This window comes from Paraburkholderia sp. RL17-381-BIF-C, from assembly GCF_046026435.1.
GTDB lineage: Bacteria > Pseudomonadota > Gammaproteobacteria > Burkholderiales > Burkholderiaceae > Paraburkholderia.
In genome coordinates this window covers 18,578-35,261 of sequence record NZ_JARESX010000028.1, presented here as the reverse complement: position 1 = coordinate 35,261, position 16,684 = coordinate 18,578, and the positions used below count along the sequence as shown (strand labels likewise).

Sequence of the window (16,684 nt, the reverse complement as noted above, 5' to 3'; positions counted from 1 at the left end):
CGCACAGTCGGAACTACACGTTAGATTCGCGTGCGCTCGAATCCAACCAATCATTGCAGATAAGAAAATCTGCAGAAGTGCGAACCGTGCCGGCTGCGCGTGGCTTCAAAGTGGTGCATTGAAGCAAGCGCGGATTTCCCGATTTGCATAGTTAAATTCGTCGTTTTGCCGGCATCGATCGCATGGCTACCATGCAACGCTTCAGCCACTCATGCGAAGTCCGGATCATGTCCACTGTTGCTTTCCCACCCGCCGCCGCCGACTCGCAGGCAAGCGCCGATAGCGCCGCGCGGCCCACTGTCATTCGTAGCGCGCAAGACGTCTCGCGTATCGTCAATGCCGGCGCTGCCAAGGGCAGCAATGCACGCATCGTGATTGCGATCGCGCTCGGCGGCGTCTTTCTCGATGCTTACGACCTGACCTCGCTCGCATACGGGATCAAGGACATTGCGCGCCAGTTCTCGTTGTCGCCGGTGCAGGTGGGCTTCGTTTCATCGGCCATTACGTTCGGCGCGATTCTCGGTGCGCTGTTCGGCGGCTATCTGACTGACCGCATCGGCCGTTATCGTGTGTTCATGGCCGACATGCTGTTCTTCGTGGTCGCGGCGATTGCCGCGGGTCTCGCGCCGAATGCATGGGTGCTCGGCGGCGCGCGGTTTTTGATGGGTTTTGGCGTCGGCCTCGATTTACCGGTGGCGATGGCCTTTCTCGCGGAGTTCTCACGCGTGGCGGGCAAGGGCAACAAGGCGGCCAGCGTCGCGGCGTGGTGCCCCGCCTGGTATGCGGCCACGAGCACCTGCTATCTGCTGATTCTCGGGCTTTACGCGATTCTGCCGGAGCATCAGCTCGGCTGGCTGTGGCGTCTGACGCTGGCCTTCGGCGCGGTGCCCGCGATTGTGATCATTCTGGTGCGCAGCCGCTATATCAGCGAATCGCCGGTGTGGGCCGCGAATCAGGGCAATCTGGAAGAGGCGGCGCGGATTCTCAAGCGCTCGTATGGCGTGGACGCCGTGGTCGAAGCCGGCGCCGCGCCGGTGAACAAGCCGCGCGCCGCATCGTGGCGCAACTACGGCGTGCTCTTCAACGACACTTACCGGCGCCGCACGATTCTCGCCGCGGTGATCGGCAGTGCTTCCTCGTTTGGCTACAACGCAATCATCTTCGGCTTGCCGGTGATCATCACGAGCTTCTTTCACCAGGGCCCGCTCACCACGATCGTCGCGGCGCTGTGCCTGAATCTGGCGTTTGCGTTCGTGGGCGGCCTGATCGGCGTGCGCACGGCGCCGACGGTCGGCGCCTGGAAAATGACGGTGCTCGGCCACTCGCTGCAGTTCGCCTCGCTCATCGGGCTCGCCCTGATCGGCAAGCCGGGCAGCGGCGCGCTCGTCGTGGTGGCGATCCTGCTGCTCGGCGGCTACCTGTTCGGACAGGGTTTCGGACCGGGCTCGCATTCGATGACGTATGCGTCGCTCAGCTATCCGACGTCCTTGCGCGGCATCGGTGTCGGCTTCAACCAGACGCTGGTGCGCAGCGCCTCGACCGTGTCGCTGTTTCTGTTCCCCGTGCTGGCCGCCGCGTTCGGCACCAAGGTGTTCTGGCTGATCGCGATTGCGCCGCTGACTTCGCTGCTCGTGCTGCTGGTGATTCGGTGGGAGCCGTCAGGCTATGACATCGACGGCGAGGATTACGCGCAGCCAGACCCCGCGTGAAGACGATTTTCAGTATGCGCTCGCGCTAACTCAACAAGGCAGGAGGCTGGAACGCTTATGTCCACCCAGTTCGATTCGATTGCGACGCGAGGGCCTGATATCGACGCGGAGTCCGGCGACGCCAGGGGCCTCGCAAACGGGCGCGCGCTCCCTCGCGGCGTGCTGATTGCATGGCTTGCCGCGCTCGCGTGGCTGGCCAGCGCGGCGCTGACCCAGTGGTGGCCGAGTCTCGACGACTGGCCGTACACGAACACCTTCATTGCGCTCAAGCTGGTGCTCGCGGCATTCGCGGCTGCGACGGCGCTCGCGGGATGGCGCGCTCCGTCCGGGCGCAAGGCGGCAACCTCCACGCGTATCGGTGCATGGCTCGCCGCGATGCCGTGGCTGCTCGCGCTGGCGCTCGGCGTCAGTGCCTGGGAAGCCGTCACGGCACAGCTCGAATGGTTGCCGCGGCCGTTCTTCGCACCGCCGCAAGCGTTGATCGGCGTCTATGCCGAAGACTATCCGCGGCTCGGCACGAGCGTCGTGCATTCGTTCGGCCTGCTTGCCTACGGTTATCTTCTCGGCGCGGTTGCGGGTTTCACGATCGGCGTGAGTATCGGCTGGTCGCAGGCCGTGAGTTACTGGGTGCATCCCGTTCTGCGGCTGATCGGCCCGTTGCCGGCCACTGCGTGGCTGCCGCTGGCGTTCTTCTTCTTTCCGTCGAGCTTCAGCGCAAGCGTGTTTCTGATCGCGCTGGCGACGGCGTTTCCGGTCGCCGTGCTGACGTGGTCGGGCGTGGCCGGCGTGAACTCAGCGTACTACGACATTGCCCGCACGCTCGGCGCGAGGCCCGCGTTCCTGATCCTGCGCGTCGCGATTCCGGCCGCGTTGCCGTCGGTGTTCGTCGGGCTGTTCATGGGGCTCGGTGCATCGTTTTCGGTGCTGATCGTCGCGGAGATGATGGGCGTGAAAGCGGGGCTCGGCTGGTATCTGCAATGGGCGCAGGGCTGGGCGGCGTACTCGAATATGTATGCCGCGTTGCTGGTGATGGCGCTGATGTGCTCCGGTCTGATCACGCTGCTGTTCCGCGTGCGCGACCGCTTGCTGGCCTGGCAAAAAGGATTGCTCAAATGGTAGCCGTACCCGAGGTATTGAATCAGCCGGCCGCCGCGGCGCCGGTTCGTTACGGCGCGCGCATCGACGTGCGTCACGTCAGCCATCGATTCGCGCTGCGCGGCGCCGCGTTGCCGGTATTGCAGGACGTGAGTTTCGCCGTCGAACCGGGCGAGTTCGTCGCGCTGCTCGGACCGAGCGGTTGCGGCAAGTCCACCTTGCTGCGACTGGTCGCCGGGCTCGATGCGCCGACCCAGGGCAGCGTGCAGGCAGATGGCGCTGCGATCACCGGGCCCGATCCGTCGCGTGTAGTGGTGTTCCAGGATCCGACCTTGTACCCGTGGCGCACGGTGCGCGGCAACGTCGGCGTCGGTCCGCAGGCGCAGCGCAGAGGCTTTGCCCGGCGCCGCGGTTCGCAGGACGCGCGGGTGCGGCAACGCATCGATGCCGCGCTGGAGCTGGTCGGCCTGGCTGAATTCGCCGAGGCGTTTCCGCATCAGTTGTCGGGCGGCATGGCGCAGCGTGTGGCGCTGGCCCGCGCGCTCGTCAACGATCCGGCGCTGCTGGTACTGGACGAGCCGTTCGGCAAGCTCGATTCGCTGACGCGCATCCGCATGCAGAACGAACTCGCGCGCCTCTGGCAGGACGCGCGCTTCTCCGTGCTGCTGGTCACGCACGACGTGGAAGAAGCGCTGTTGCTGGCGAACCGGGTGATCGTCTTTAGCGAGCGGCCGGCGCGGGTGATCGCCGAGGTGCGCAACGACGCGCCGTATCCGCGCCATCGCGACGACCCGAAACTGGTCGCGTTGCGCCGCGAGGTGCTTGCCCAGCTCGGTCTGGATACCTGAACGAATAGAACAAACAACAATCGACCTGAGGAATACTCACCATGAATCCCTTCGATGAAGCTCCGCCAAACCCGGCTCGCCGCGCATGGCTGCGCAAGACGGCGTGGAGCGCGGGCGCCGCGGCGTTAGGCGGTGCGGTGCTGATGCCTGGCCCGCTGACCTTCGCGCAAACGCCGCAGGCTCCGCTCAAGCCGCTCAAGCTCTCGTGGAATGCGGGCGCGATCTGCACCGCGCCCGTCGCCGTCGCGGTGAAGCAGGGCTTTTTCGAGCGTCGCGGCTTGCAGGTCGAGCTGGTGAATTTTTCCGGCTCGACCGATCAGTTGCTGGAGGCGATCGCGACCGGCAAGTCCGACGCGGGCGTCGGCATGGCGTTGCGCTGGATCAAGCCGCTGGAGCAGGGCTTCGACGTGAAACTGACCGCCGGGATTCACGGCGGCTGCATGCGTTTGCTGGCCACGCGGGCGTCGGGCATTGTCGATTTGGGCGGGCTGAAGGGCCGCACGATCGGCGTCAGCGATATGGCGAGTCCGACCAAGAATTTCTTCGCCATCGTGTTGAAGAAAATCGGCGTGGATCCGGAGCGTGACGTGAACTGGCGCCAGTATCCGGCGAATCTGCTGGGCGAGGCGTTGAAAAAGGGCGAAGTGCAGGCTATCGCGGATGGCGACCCGACCATCTGGTCGATCCGCGAGTCCGATCACCTTTATGAAGTGTCGAACAATCTGTGCGGCGAATACCAGACGCGTTCGTGCTGCGTGCTCGGCGTGCGCGGTTCGCTGGTGCGCAAGGATCGCGCGACCGCGCAGGCGTTGACCCAGGCGCTGCTGGAGGCCACCGAGTGGACCGCGAATCATCCGGACGATGCCGCCGCGATCTTCTCGGTCTACACGCCATCCGCGAACGTGGGTCAACTGAGCGCGATGCTCAAGAGCCACACCGATCGTCATCATCCGGTCGGCGATGCGTTCAGGAAAGAAATCTCGCTTTATGCCGACGACCTGAAAGCGGTCGGCGTGCTCAACAGCGGCACCGATTCGAATCGCCTCGCGGACCGGGTGTTCTCGAATGTGCTGGCTTAGCGGCGGGGCATGATGCCGTTACGTCTCCCTGTGCCGGACTCGCCGCCGTCGCGCGGCCGCCGTCGGTTGCTTGGCCGTCTGGCGGCCGGCGGTCTCGCCGTGTCCCAAGCCGCGGCCGCGAGCGAACTGCTCAAGCCGCTCGAGGTCGCGCCGTCGAGCCGCGTGCCCGGTGCGCCTATCCTCGACCATCCTTATGGTGTGCCGTCGCCGCACGAAGCAGATGTCGTGCGGCGTAGCGCGCGTGCGTGGCCGCTGCCCGGCGCGGCTTCGTCGATGACGCCGCTCGCCGATCTGCACGGCACGCTCACGCCCAACGGCCTCGTCTATGAACGCCATCACGGCGGCGTACCGGACATCGATCCCGATCAGCACCGGCTGGCGATACACGGGCTCGTGCGCACGCCGAAACTCTTCACGATGGACGACCTGCTGCGCCTGCCGTCCGAATCGCGCATTCATTTTCTCGAATGCTCCGGCAATACCGGCAACGAATGGAACGGTCCGAGCGGCATGCCGGTGCAACTCACGCATGGTCTGCTCTCGTGCTGTGAATGGACCGGTGTGCGCCTGTCTACTTTGCTGGAAGAGGTGGGCGGTTTATCCGTGTCCGGTCGCGCAACCGGGGGTGGCTGGTTGCTCGCGGAGGGCGCCGATGCCGCCGCGATGACGCGCAGTTTGCCGCTCGATCGCATCCTCGACCGGGCGCTCGTGGTCTATGCCCAAAACGGCGAACGCTTGCGCCCGGAGAATGGTTATCCGCTGCGGCTGATCGTGCCCGGCTTCGAGGGCAATACCAACGTGAAGTGGCTGCGCCGCCTGAAGGTGGTCGACGCGCCGCTGCAAACCCGCGAGGAAACCTCGAAATATACGAGCCTGCTCGTGAACGGCACCGCGCGCCAGTTCGCCTTCGAGATGGACGCGAAGTCTGTGATTACGCGGCCTTCGCCGGGACATCGCCTCACCACGCACGGCTATTACCCGATCAGCGGTCTTGCCTGGTCGGGACGCGGCGCGATCCGCAAGGTCGAGGTATCGACGGACGGCGGCGCAACGTGGCGCGCCGCGCGCCTCGTCGGTGCGATCCACGACCGCGCGCTGACCCGCTTTGAGGCGGACTGGCGTTGGGACGGCGGCGCGGCTGCCATTCTCTCGCGCGCCACCGATTCGACCGGCTACGTGCAACCGACGCGCGCTGAACTCGTCGCGGCGCGCGGCCTGAATTCGCAATACCACTACAACGCGATCCAGCAATGGCGCGTGGACGAAAGCGGCGAGGTGCGCAATGCATGACGGCCATCGCAAGATTACGCCGGCGCGCACGGCGCTGGCCACGCTGCTGTCTCTGGCGATGCTGGCGTCCTGCGCATCGAGCGCGCCGGTCGCGCGGGTCGCACAGCACACCGGCGCGGCTCACGAGATCGGCACGCCGCTCACCGAGCAGGATCTCGCCGCCTGGAACATCGACGTCGCGCCGGATGGACGCGGCTTGCCCGCGGGCAGCGGCGACGTCGCGACGGGCGCGCACGTGTTCGCCGCGAAGTGCGCGGCGTGTCATGGCGCGCAGGGCCAGGGCGGTCTCGGCGACGCGCTGGTGGGCGGCCAGGGCACGCTCGCGAGCGCAAAGCCCAGGCGCACCGTGGGCAGCTACTGGCCTTATGCGACGACGCTCTTCGACTACATCCGCCGCGCGATGCCGTACAACGCGCCCGAATCGCTTTCCGCTAACGAGGTGTATGCGGTGAGCGCCTTCCTGCTCAACCAGAACGGCATCGTGCCGGCGAATACGCGCCTCGACGCGGCGTCGCTGCCGCGCGTGGTGATGCCCAATCGCGACGGATTCGTGGCAGATCCGCGTCCGGGGCGGTTGTAGTCCCGGCCTGCGGGCGCCCGCGGGACATCAGCGCCTCCGCTTAACTCTGTGTAACGTCTGCTGCGGGGCCGATCGTCCGATCGGCCCCCGCGCACCATTGCGCGTGCGATGACCCGGCACGGCTATGCCGAGCGTTGGTGTAGCAGTTATTCAGCGCCCGACACGAAGCATGCTCACCCACACTGACCCTGTGCCGCCGAGAGCCATCATCCGCTGGTCAAGCGAAGAGCTGGTCCTGATTTCGGCGCCACGTCAACCGTGTCCCTTCTCGTGGGAGAGCCGTATGGAAATCAGTCGCACTAACGCGTCGTCCTATCCCGTGGAATCGCGCGATCAGCCGAGCCAGCCTTCGCAACGTAACGATACGGGAACACCATCGCAGGCTGTTTCGCCTGCGCGAGTCGCCAGTCCATCTGGAAACGGTGGCACGAACGCGGCACCCGCCTCGACATCCAACTCGACGCTCTCCCGCGTTCGACGCGGCGGGGCACTCGGCAAGTGCGCCGCCGCGTCGGAGTTTCGCGAGTGCCGTGGCGGCGAAGCGCTGAAAGAGACGGCCGCGTCCTACCAGAAGTTCGACCAGGCCGATCTCGATCGAAAGCGAGGCAACACGGGGCATGGTGCCTGCGATGGCATCGTCATGGAGGCAATACGCCGCGTCGACCGGAACGCGGACGGGAAAACTCCGGACGTGCCCTCCGCCGTGAAGCGGATCCTGGCCGACGCGGGTCGCAACTCCGTGACCCGCGAGGAGATGTTCGACCGGATCGAGCGGTTTCAATACGACACCCGCTCGCTCGGGGTGAGCCGGTACGCGGAAGGTGGTGTCGATCGGCTCGGCGACACGGAAGATCGCACGGAGCGCATCGCCAACCTCATGACACGCATCCATGACGAGATGCACGCGGGCGACATGGCGCATGTGCGGCTCGACCGGCTATCCAGCGGTGACAATGCGCTTCGGGGCGGCCATGCCATGCTGATTGCGAGGCAAGCCGACGACCGTTATGTCCTGTTCGATCCGAACAACGGCGCGTTCGTTTACCGGAACCGGGGCGACATGGAGCATGCCCTCGTGGGATATCTGGAATCCGCGTATAACGAAGCGGATTTTCATCTCACGCCCAACAGTATCCAGATCTTTACCGCACCCCAGCCGCGCGGGCGTCCGTCCGGTACGCCGCCACCGCCGCCGGTGCTTTCCGAACCTCCGCCTGCGCAGTCTCGCGAGGGCCTGTATGCGCGCACCGCGGCCGGCGCGAACGGGCTGTCGCAGGACGTGCTTTCGGTCGCCGCGGAAACACCGCGCGCGATGGCCTATTCCGGTGCCGGCATGGCTGTCGACGCGCTCATGAATATTTCCCATGGCCGTGCTGCTGATCTGGCGAGCGCGACGGCCGATCTCAGGGATCGGCTTGGCAACCCACTGTCGCGACACGCGACGATCGAAGAAATTCACAACCTGCAGGATGCCAACCAGTATTCGACGGTCGCGAATGTGCCGGACCACATCAGGCACGACGGCCGAAGCACGATTCGAAGCGCCGCCGAGTTGGTCGACGATCTCAAACGAAACTTCGGCAGCCGCTATGTTCGCGACAACAGCTTGCGAGGCTATGACAACGACTTCGTTGAGATCCGTCTGAACGCTTCGGCCGACCGCAGCGCCCGCGTCGCCGGTGCACAGGGAGGCGTGCCGCCCGGGGAGGCGCCGGTCGTCGTGCAGAGGGTCAAACCGTCCGCGGACTATCGGAACGATGCCTACCAGATCTACGATCCGGCCGTCGGCGTGTACAGCTATCGAAATTTCGACGCTATGTCGGCCGCCATCAGGAGCCGGTACGAGCAGGAGTACGCGCCTGGCCGCCACGACTACGCGACGACGGCGTGGTTCGCCAACCTGAACCGGAGCCAACCGGTGCAAGGCGTCAGCCAGGCCGAATTTGCCGTGGCGCCAGAGTCGCCCATCAACGACATCACATTGGGCGATATCGCGGAGGCACACCACGTCGCCGTGCCGCCCATCGCTTTACCACCCGAGCCTGACATGGAACGGCTCGGCGTACCTCGGGCCGAGTTCAGGAAGCGGTCTACCGATACGTCGGACAACTCAACACAGAATGTGCTATTCCGGCCGTCGACCGTAACGCCCGAAGCGTTGAAGGCGCAAGGCGGTTTCAGCATCGAGAGCGCGCCGCTAAAAGACGTGAGTCTCGACATGCACAATTTCGACGTGAGTTCGAATCCGTCCGCCGTCGACTCGGCCGGTTATCTCGGCACCTTCGAGCGTGGCGGCACGGCGTTGGAGCGCCTGGCGGCGCAGTCGAACAACGGCTACATCTACCGTGTAGCGCCGACGCCGAACATGGTGGATGTCAACGGAAGTCTCGGCGCCGGCTCCCGCGACCCGCAAACTCACGAACAGGCGGCGATGGGACGGATCGACTACACGCAGATCGTAGGTTGGCAGCACGTGCAGGACGGCAGATTGCAGCCGTTCGTCGCCAATCCGGATTACCGCTGGGATGTCTATGACCAGACGCAAACGGCCGGCGCCCAACCGCAACTGGCGCGCTTTCCGCTCACCAGTCCCGCGTGGAACGACAGGAGTCATAGCCCGTTCGTGTCCCGCATCTCATACGCCGGCAAGCCCGCGGTGCCGCAACCCGAACAGGATCCGAATCGCACGCAAGCCGAGTTTTACGATCGTGCGAGGTCGCAAGTGGCGCACCTCGTAGACCGGCAAGCCAGGAGGCTCGATTATCGCGGCCCGATGACGATGTGGGGCCACGGAGACGCCAGATGGCAGACCAAGCTCTATGTCGGCGCCAACGGCGAAGTCTGTTTCGATTATTCAGGCAGAGTCGACGTGCCGGGGAACACAAGCCAGTTCGTCATGGGCGAAGACGGACGCTTTCATCTCGCGAACGACAACAAGCGGGTGCTTCGTGTCGGCAGCGACGGCTACCTCTACGCGGGCGCTGTGCCGTCGGCTCGAACGAACCGCAACGGCGTGTTTGAATACGATGGCAAGCATCTCATTCACGCGGAAGATCGCAAGTTTCTCAGCGTCGGCAAGTACTCCTACTATCCATATGTCTCGCAAGGATCGTTGGGTAGCCGCTCCGAATGGAGTTTGACGGGCTTTGACGGGAAAGTGGTCGTGCCGCCGCCCACCAGCTTGCACACCTTCTGGAAAAGCACCGCGGGCGACCGGTTCCGCCTGTACGAATTCGCGAGGAATCCCGACTCGGCCTTGCCTCCCGGTACGACGCGATTCGTCACGCAATTGCCAGGCATCGACGCCCGGAATAACTTTCTCGACAATGTCGACAAATGGACGGCGAAACAGGTTGGCAAGGCGGCGAAATGGCTCGCGCGGGGCAATGTCGCGTGGCTCTTCAGGGACGGCTACTATGCGCTCGCCAGTGGGCCCAATCAGCTCGAGGTGCGCAAGCTCGACAGCACACCCGTCTGGCGCGCGGCCATCGACCGGGCGACGCGCAAATGGCGCTGGCAGCCCGTCGGCGCACTCGCGTCCGACTACCGGGTTCCCGATCTCACGTGGGACAGGATCAAGGCGGACGAGGACAGAAACCGGCAACTGCAACGGGTGCTCAAGCCTCGTTATACCGCGCACGGGCAGGACTGAAGCTGCGTGAAACGTGCGGGCCGGCCGTGCCGAACGCCCGCGCACGTGCGCGGGGACGGGCGACCGCATGCGGTGCCGGTGGTCGCTTCACGGCCGGAATGCGTTAAAGCATCGGCTTTATCACTCCAGCAGATATCCGTATCGGATTTGCTTCGTTGCCGGCGCGCGCGTGCGCCGGTAAATTCGTCTGACTGCGCCCTCGCGGGCGTCTTCCGACCCGATTCGACGACGAGTGTCCTGTGACGACCGCCTTTGCACCTACCGCCGCCAGCATTGCTGGCCATGTTCACCCGACTCAGCACATCGAGATCCGCGCGTTCGACGGCCCCGTCGGCGCCGAAGTGCTCGGCCTCGATCTCGGCAAGCCGCTGGGTCAGGAGGATTTCGACCGCATTCACCACGCGCATCTGGATCATCACGTGCTGGTGTTCCGCGATCAACGCATTACGCCGGATCAGCAGATTGCTTTCAGCCGCCGCTTCGGTCCGCTGCAGATCCACGTGCTGCACCAGTTCCAGTTACCGGGCCATCCGGAGGTGCTGGTCGTCTCCAACATTGTCGAAAACGGCCAGCCGATCGGTCTGGGCGACGCCGGCCATTATTGGCATTCCGATCTGTCCTATAAGGAGAAGCCGAGCCTCGGTTCACTGCTGCACGCGCAGGAGCTGCCTTCGGAAGGCGGCGACACGTTGTTCGCCAACATGCATCTGGCGTGGGACACGTTGCCGACGCATTTGCGCGCCGCCGTGGAAGGGCGTTCGGCGGAACACACGTATCTCGCGAAATACGCCGAGCTGCAAAAGCGCAGCCCGTGGCGCCCGAACCTCTCCGCCGAGCAGATCGCCCAGGTGAAGCCGGTGGTGCATCCGGTCGTGCGCACGCATCCGGAAACCGGACGCAGGGCGCTCTTTGTCAGCGAGCATTTCACCACCCGCGTGATTGGCCTGCCGGAAGACGAGAGCAAGTCGTTGCTCGACGAACTGTTCGCGCATAGCGTGCGCCCCGAGCATCTGTACCGGCATCAGTGGGCCGAACACGACATGGTGTTCTGGGACAACCGCTCGTTGATGCACCTCGCGGCCGGCACGCCGGATCATCTGCGCCGCAAACTGTACCGCACGACAATTGAAGGCGACGTGCCGTTCTGACGGCAACGTGGCCCGTTTTCACCACTCTCATACGCTCACCGGAGTTCCGATGCTCGCCATGTTTCGCCCGACCGCCGCGCGGTCGTCTTTTGCTCGCCGTCTGACCGCGGCGCTGCTGACCTTGTCGACGGGCGTGGCCGGTCTCGGCGCGAGCGTGCCCGCGCACGCCGAAGGGCAGATTCGCGTGGCTGAGCAGTTCGGCATCGTCTACCTGCTGCTGAACGTGGCGCGTGACCAGCAGTTCGTCGAGAAAGAAGGGCGTAAGCAGGGGATCGATATCAAGGTCGACTGGGTGAAGCTCTCCGGCGGCGCAGCGGTCAACGACGCACTGCTCTCCGGCGCGGTGGATATCGCCGGTGCCGGTGTCGGTCCCTTGCTGACCATCTGGGACCGCACGCACGGCAAGCAGAACGTGAAAGGCGTGGCCTCGCTCGGCAATCTGCCGTACTACCTCGTGAGCAACAATCCCAACGTCAAGACGATCGCCGACTTCACCGAAAAGGATCGCATCGCGGTGCCCGCCGTGAACGTGTCGGTGCAATCGCGCGTGTTGCAATATGCGGCGGCCAAACGCTGGGGCGACAAGGATTACAACCGCCTCGACAAGTTCACGCAGGCGCTGCCGCATCCCGACGCGGCCGCCGCGATCATCGCCGGCGGCACCGAAATCACCGGTCACTTCGGTAATCCTCCGTTTCAGGAGCAGGAACTCGCCGGTAATCCGAAGGCGCACATCGTGCTGAATTCATACGACGTGCTGGGCGGACCGAGTTCGGCGACCGTGCTCTACGCAACGGAAAAATTCCGCGACAACAACCCCAAGACCTATCGCGCATTCGTCGACGCACTGGCGGACGCGGCACGTTTCGTGACGGCTAATCCGGATGCCGCAGCCGATATCTATATCCGCACGAATCAGTCGAAGATCGACCGCGCGCTGTTGCTGAAGGTTATCAAGGATCCGCAGGTGCAATACAAGGTCGCACCGCAAAACACGCTCGGACTCGCGCAATTCATGCATCGCGTGGGCGTGATCAAGAACAACCCGCAGTCGTGGAAGGATTACTTCTTCGACGACCCGGCAACCGCGGCGGGAAGCTGAGCGTGAACACCTACCCGAGCTTCGCCCGATTTCTATCGGCCCGCGTGGTCGGCTTACAGGGAGCGATCTGATGGTGGCCAATCCTACCTTGCTGTTTCCGAACCATGGTGAGCAGGTCGCTGCGGCGACCAGCGAAAAACTGCTCGCGGTCGACCGCGTCAACCTCGAATACCGCACACGCGAGCGGATCGTTCGCGCGACCCACGACGTGAGTTTCGACGTCTACGGCGGCGACCGCTTCGTGCTGCTGGGGCCGTCGGGCTGCGGCAAGTCGACCCTGCTCAAAGCCGTCGCCGGCTTTATCGAACCGACCTCCGGCAGTATCTCGCTCGATGGCCAGATCGTGCGAGGCCCCGGCGCCGATCGTATCGTGGTGTTTCAGGAGTTCGATCAACTGCCGCCGTGGAAGACGGTTGTGCAGAACGTCGCCTTTCCGCTGCGTGTCGCGAAGAAGCTTTCGCGGGCAGAGGCCCACGAGCGCGCGCTGCATTATCTGGAGAAGGTCGGGCTGGCTTCCTTTGCCAACGCGTATCCGCATACCTTGTCGGGCGGCATGAAACAGCGCGTCGCCATTGCCCGCGCGCTGGCCATGCAGCCGCGCGTGCTGCTGATGGACGAGCCTTTCGCCGCGCTCGACGCGCTCACGCGCCGCAAGATGCAGGAAGAGCTATTGCGTCTGTGGGAGGAGGTGAACTTTACGCTGCTGTTCGTCACGCATTCCATCGAAGAGGCGCTCGTAGTCGGCAACCGCATTCTGTTGCTGTCGCCGCATCCGGGGCGAGTACGCGCGGAGCTCAACAGTCATCAGTATTCTCAGGACAGTTTTGGACGCAGCGATTTCCAGCGCAGCGTGGCGCGTATTCATCACCTGCTGTTTGAAGAGACGGAGGCCGTGCAATGAGTTCTCCCGCCACCTTGCTACCGCCGGTTCGCGAGGAATACGAGCGTCCGCTCGAACCGCTCGGCGAACTCGTTCTCGAAGCGCGGCTGCCGCTCGGTAAGCGCATCTTCGCGCAAAGCTGGCTGCGCAAGACGCTGATCGCGCTGGTGTTGATCGGCATCTGGGAAATCGCCGCGCGCGCGATCGACAACGATCTGCTCTTGCCTACTTTCGGCGCGACTTTCAGCGCATTCGTGCAGGGCGTGTGGTCCGGCGAACTGCTGCAAAAAACGGCCGTGTCGATGTCGGTGCTGCTACGCGGCTATCTGCTGGGCGCCGCGCTCGCTTTCGTGCTGACCTCGCTTGCCGTATCCACGCGTTTGGGCCGCGATCTCCTGTCGATGCTGACGGCAATGTTCAACCCGTTGCCTTCCATTGCGCTGTTGCCGCTCGCGTTGCTGTGGTTTGGCCTCGGCACCGGCAGCCTGCTGTTCGTGCTGGTTCATTCGGTACTTTGGCCGCTGGCGCTGAACACCTATTCCGGTTTTCAATCCGTGCCGGCGACGCTGCGCATGACGGGGCGCAACTACGGGCTCACCGGCATGCGCCATGTGCTGCTGATTCTGGTGCCGGCGGCATTGCCGGCGATTCTGGCGGGCTTGCGGGTGGGTTGGGCCTTTGCGTGGCGGACGCTGATCGCGGCCGAACTCGTGTTCGGCGCGAGTTCCGGCAGTGGCGGCCTTGGCTGGTACATCTTCCAGAATCGCAACGAGCTGTACACGGACCGCGTTTTCGCGGGACTCGCCGCGGTGATCGTGATCGGCTTGCTGATCGAACACCTGGTGTTCGACACGCTCGAACGCGTGACCGTTCGGCGCTGGGGCGTGCAGCACTAACGGCATACCGAGGGCCACACTAACGCCCGTGCGATGATCCTGTAGAACTATTTGGCTTTGGCGACCAGAATAGGGCGGAAGGACCCTTCGGTACGGCAACGGCGCAGTGCACAAAAATGGGCGAAACTTCCGGTTGCTCTCGCTGCCGCCGTGGACTACAAATCTAAAGCTATGCCACGGCCTGCCATCGGGCCGCGCATCTCATTGATAACGATGTTTCGTAACGAGTCGCGCGGACTCGCCAAAGCAGGCGGACGCCGGGCGCCTCGGCCCCGAACCAGACAGACAAGGAGACTTCCGCCATGGGTATGCGTCCGGATCCCACATTCCATGCATCACCACAACTCGCGATGGATGCGCCGGTTGAGGAATACGCCTACACCGTCCTGCTCAGCCCCGATTTTTCGCAGCCCGACGCGCTTGCCGTCATCGACGTGAAACCCGGTTCGCCGACCTATAGCCAGGTGGTGCACACGGTGCCGGTGCCGTATAAGGGCGACGAATTCCATCACTTCGGCTGGAATGCCTGTTCGTCGGCACTGTCGCCGCTAACCGGACACGCGTTCCTCGAACGGCGCTACCTGATCATTCCGGGTATGCGCTCTTCGCGCATCTACATTGTCGACACGCATCCGCATCCAACCCAGGCGCGCATTCATAAGATCATCGAGCCGGAAGAAATCTTCCGCAAGACGGGCTATTCGCGTCCGCATACCGTCCATTGCGGGCCCGAAGGCATCTACATCAGCACCCTCGGCGGCGCAGGCAAAGATGGCACCGACGGGCCGCCGGGCATTTTCATCATGGACTGCGAAACGTTCGAGGTGCTCGGCCGCTGGGAGATCGACCGCGGGTTGCAGGAGAAACACTACGATTTCTGGTGGAACCTGCCGCGCGACTATATGGTATCGAGCGAATGGGCGTTGCCGCCGCAATTCGAGAACGGCATCGTCCCCGAAGACCTGCTGTCGAACAAGTACGGGCACCGCATCCACTTCTGGGATCTGAGCGGCAGGCGCAACGTGCAGACCATCGACCTCGGCGCAAATCATCAGATGGCGCTCGAAGTGCGTCCCGCGCACGATCCGAGCCGGGAATACGGCTTTATCGGCGTCGTGGTCGATACGACGAATCTGGAAGGGTCGATCTGGACCTGGTGGCGGGAGGGTGGCGAGTTTCACATTGAAAAGACCGCGACCATTCCACCCGAGCCCGCAGCCACGGAACTGCTGCCACCCTTGCTGCAGGGATTCGGCGCGGTGCCGCCGCTCGTCACCGATATCGATCTTTCCATCGACGACAAATTCCTCTACGTGGCCTGCTGGGGAACGGGCGAGCTGCGCCAGTACGACGTGACGGAACCGCGCAAGCCGAAGCTCACGGGTTCGGTTCACATTGGCGGGATTGTGCGGCGCACGCCTCATCCGAACGGCAAGACCTTCGCGGGTGGACCGCAAATGGTCGAGATCAGCCGCGACGGCAAGCGTGTCTACTGGACCAACTCGCTCTATTCGACCTGGGACAACCAGTTTTACCCGGACGGCGTGCCCGGCGCACAGGTCATGGCGCGGGCGGCGCCCACGGGCGGCCTTACTTTGGCCGACGACTATTGGGTGGACTTTCCCGATGGCTACCGGGCGCATCAGATCCGGCTCGAAGGAGGGGACTGCTCGACCGATTCGTTCTGTTACCCGTCGGTGGGCGTTTGATCGGCGCAGGCTGGTCGCAGACCGGCCTTTGGCTGGCGATTCTCGCGAGCGGTCTCTATCACGGCATCAATCCCGCGATGGGTTGGCCGCTCGCGGTGTCGGGCGGTCTGATGGAAAAACGCGTGCGGGCGCTGTTCCGCGCGCTCCTGTATCTCGCGGCGGGGCACATGCTGGCGGTGTTGCTGGTGATGCTGCCGTTCGCCATGCTGACGACGCTGCTTGCCTGGCAGCGCCAGATCCAGATCGGCGCCAGTGTGCTCGTTATCGGCTTCGGCGGATTTCTGCTGGTCTGGCGACGCCATCCGCGCGTGCTCGTGCGAATTCCCCCATCGCGCCTCACGCTCTGGTCCTTCGCGATTGCCATGGCGCACGGCGCCGGGCTGATGCTCGTGCCGATCTACCTCGGACTTTGCCACGCCTACGACGATCAAGGCCACCGGGCTGCGCAGACACTGATCGAGGCCAACCTGGGCATGGCGCTGCTGGTCGCGGGTGTGCATGCCGGCGCGATGATGGTGGTCGGCGGGCTGCTGGCGTGGCTGGTTTACCGCTATCTGGGGCTCAAGTTCGTGTCGCGCAGCTGGTTCAATCTGGACATCGTCTGGGCGGTGAGTCTGGTGCTGGTCGGCGTGCTCTCCCTGGCCATGAATGCCGCTGAGGTCTTTAGTCGTCAGGCATGACGCTTGCGCCACGAAT

At 64.2% G+C, this 16,684-nt stretch carries 13 protein-coding genes; all 13 read left to right on the top strand.

The window, feature by feature from the left end:
- The first annotated feature begins 227 nt into the window (after positions 1-227).
- The 13 genes from P0D70_RS18630 (at position 228) to P0D70_RS18570 (ending at position 16,668) form a co-directional block, all read left to right on the top strand.
- Positions 228-1,709: an MFS transporter gene (locus P0D70_RS18630; RefSeq protein WP_408185580.1), complete on the top strand. Its 1,482-nt coding sequence runs from the start codon at positions 228-230 to the stop codon at positions 1,707-1,709.
- 57 nt (positions 1,710-1,766) lie between these two features.
- Positions 1,767-2,828: an ABC transporter permease gene (locus tag P0D70_RS18625; protein ID WP_408185579.1), complete on the top strand. Its 1,062-nt coding sequence runs from the start codon at positions 1,767-1,769 to the stop codon at positions 2,826-2,828.
- Positions 2,822-3,652, top strand: coding sequence for an ABC transporter ATP-binding protein (locus P0D70_RS18620; protein WP_408185578.1), 831 nt, complete (start codon positions 2,822-2,824; stop codon positions 3,650-3,652). Before P0D70_RS18625 ends, P0D70_RS18620 begins: the two co-directional genes overlap by 7 nt.
- Positions 3,653-3,693: 41 nt before the next feature.
- Positions 3,694-4,731, top strand: coding sequence for an ABC transporter substrate-binding protein (locus tag P0D70_RS18615; RefSeq protein ID WP_408185577.1), 1,038 nt, complete (start codon positions 3,694-3,696; stop codon positions 4,729-4,731).
- A 12-nt stretch (positions 4,732-4,743) separates the two neighbouring features.
- Positions 4,744-6,021: a sulfite dehydrogenase gene (gene soxC, locus P0D70_RS18610; protein WP_408185623.1), complete on the top strand. Its 1,278-nt coding sequence runs from the start codon at positions 4,744-4,746 to the stop codon at positions 6,019-6,021.
- 58 nt (positions 6,022-6,079) lie between these two features.
- The gene (locus P0D70_RS18605; protein WP_408185622.1) at positions 6,080-6,601 is read left to right on the top strand and encodes a c-type cytochrome; all 522 of its coding nucleotides are present in this window, start codon (positions 6,080-6,082) and stop codon (positions 6,599-6,601) included.
- 283 nt (positions 6,602-6,884) lie between these two features.
- The gene (locus tag P0D70_RS18600) at positions 6,885-10,253 is read left to right on the top strand and encodes an enterotoxin A family protein (RefSeq protein ID WP_408185576.1); all 3,369 of its coding nucleotides are present in this window, start codon (positions 6,885-6,887) and stop codon (positions 10,251-10,253) included.
- Between the two features lie 239 nt (positions 10,254-10,492).
- Complete coding sequence (locus P0D70_RS18595) at positions 10,493-11,401, top strand: TauD/TfdA dioxygenase family protein (protein ID WP_408185575.1); 909 nt, start codon at positions 10,493-10,495, stop codon at positions 11,399-11,401.
- Between the two features lie 49 nt (positions 11,402-11,450).
- Complete coding sequence (locus P0D70_RS18590; RefSeq protein WP_091794017.1) at positions 11,451-12,503, top strand: ABC transporter substrate-binding protein; 1,053 nt, start codon at positions 11,451-11,453, stop codon at positions 12,501-12,503.
- 70 nt (positions 12,504-12,573) lie between these two features.
- Positions 12,574-13,404, top strand: coding sequence for an ABC transporter ATP-binding protein (locus P0D70_RS18585; protein WP_408185574.1), 831 nt, complete (start codon positions 12,574-12,576; stop codon positions 13,402-13,404).
- Positions 13,401-14,279 (top strand): ABC transporter permease, encoded by an 879-nt coding sequence (locus P0D70_RS18580; protein ID WP_408185573.1) that lies wholly within the window; start codon positions 13,401-13,403, stop codon positions 14,277-14,279. The genes P0D70_RS18585 and P0D70_RS18580 overlap by 4 nt, the downstream gene beginning before the upstream one ends.
- 302 nt (positions 14,280-14,581) lie before the next feature.
- The gene (locus P0D70_RS18575; RefSeq protein WP_091794024.1) at positions 14,582-15,988 is read left to right on the top strand and encodes a selenium-binding protein SBP56-related protein; all 1,407 of its coding nucleotides are present in this window, start codon (positions 14,582-14,584) and stop codon (positions 15,986-15,988) included.
- The gene (locus P0D70_RS18570; protein ID WP_408185572.1) at positions 15,985-16,668 is read left to right on the top strand and encodes a hypothetical protein; all 684 of its coding nucleotides are present in this window, start codon (positions 15,985-15,987) and stop codon (positions 16,666-16,668) included. Before P0D70_RS18575 ends, P0D70_RS18570 begins: the two co-directional genes overlap by 4 nt.
- Positions 16,669-16,684: the final 16 nt, after the last annotated feature.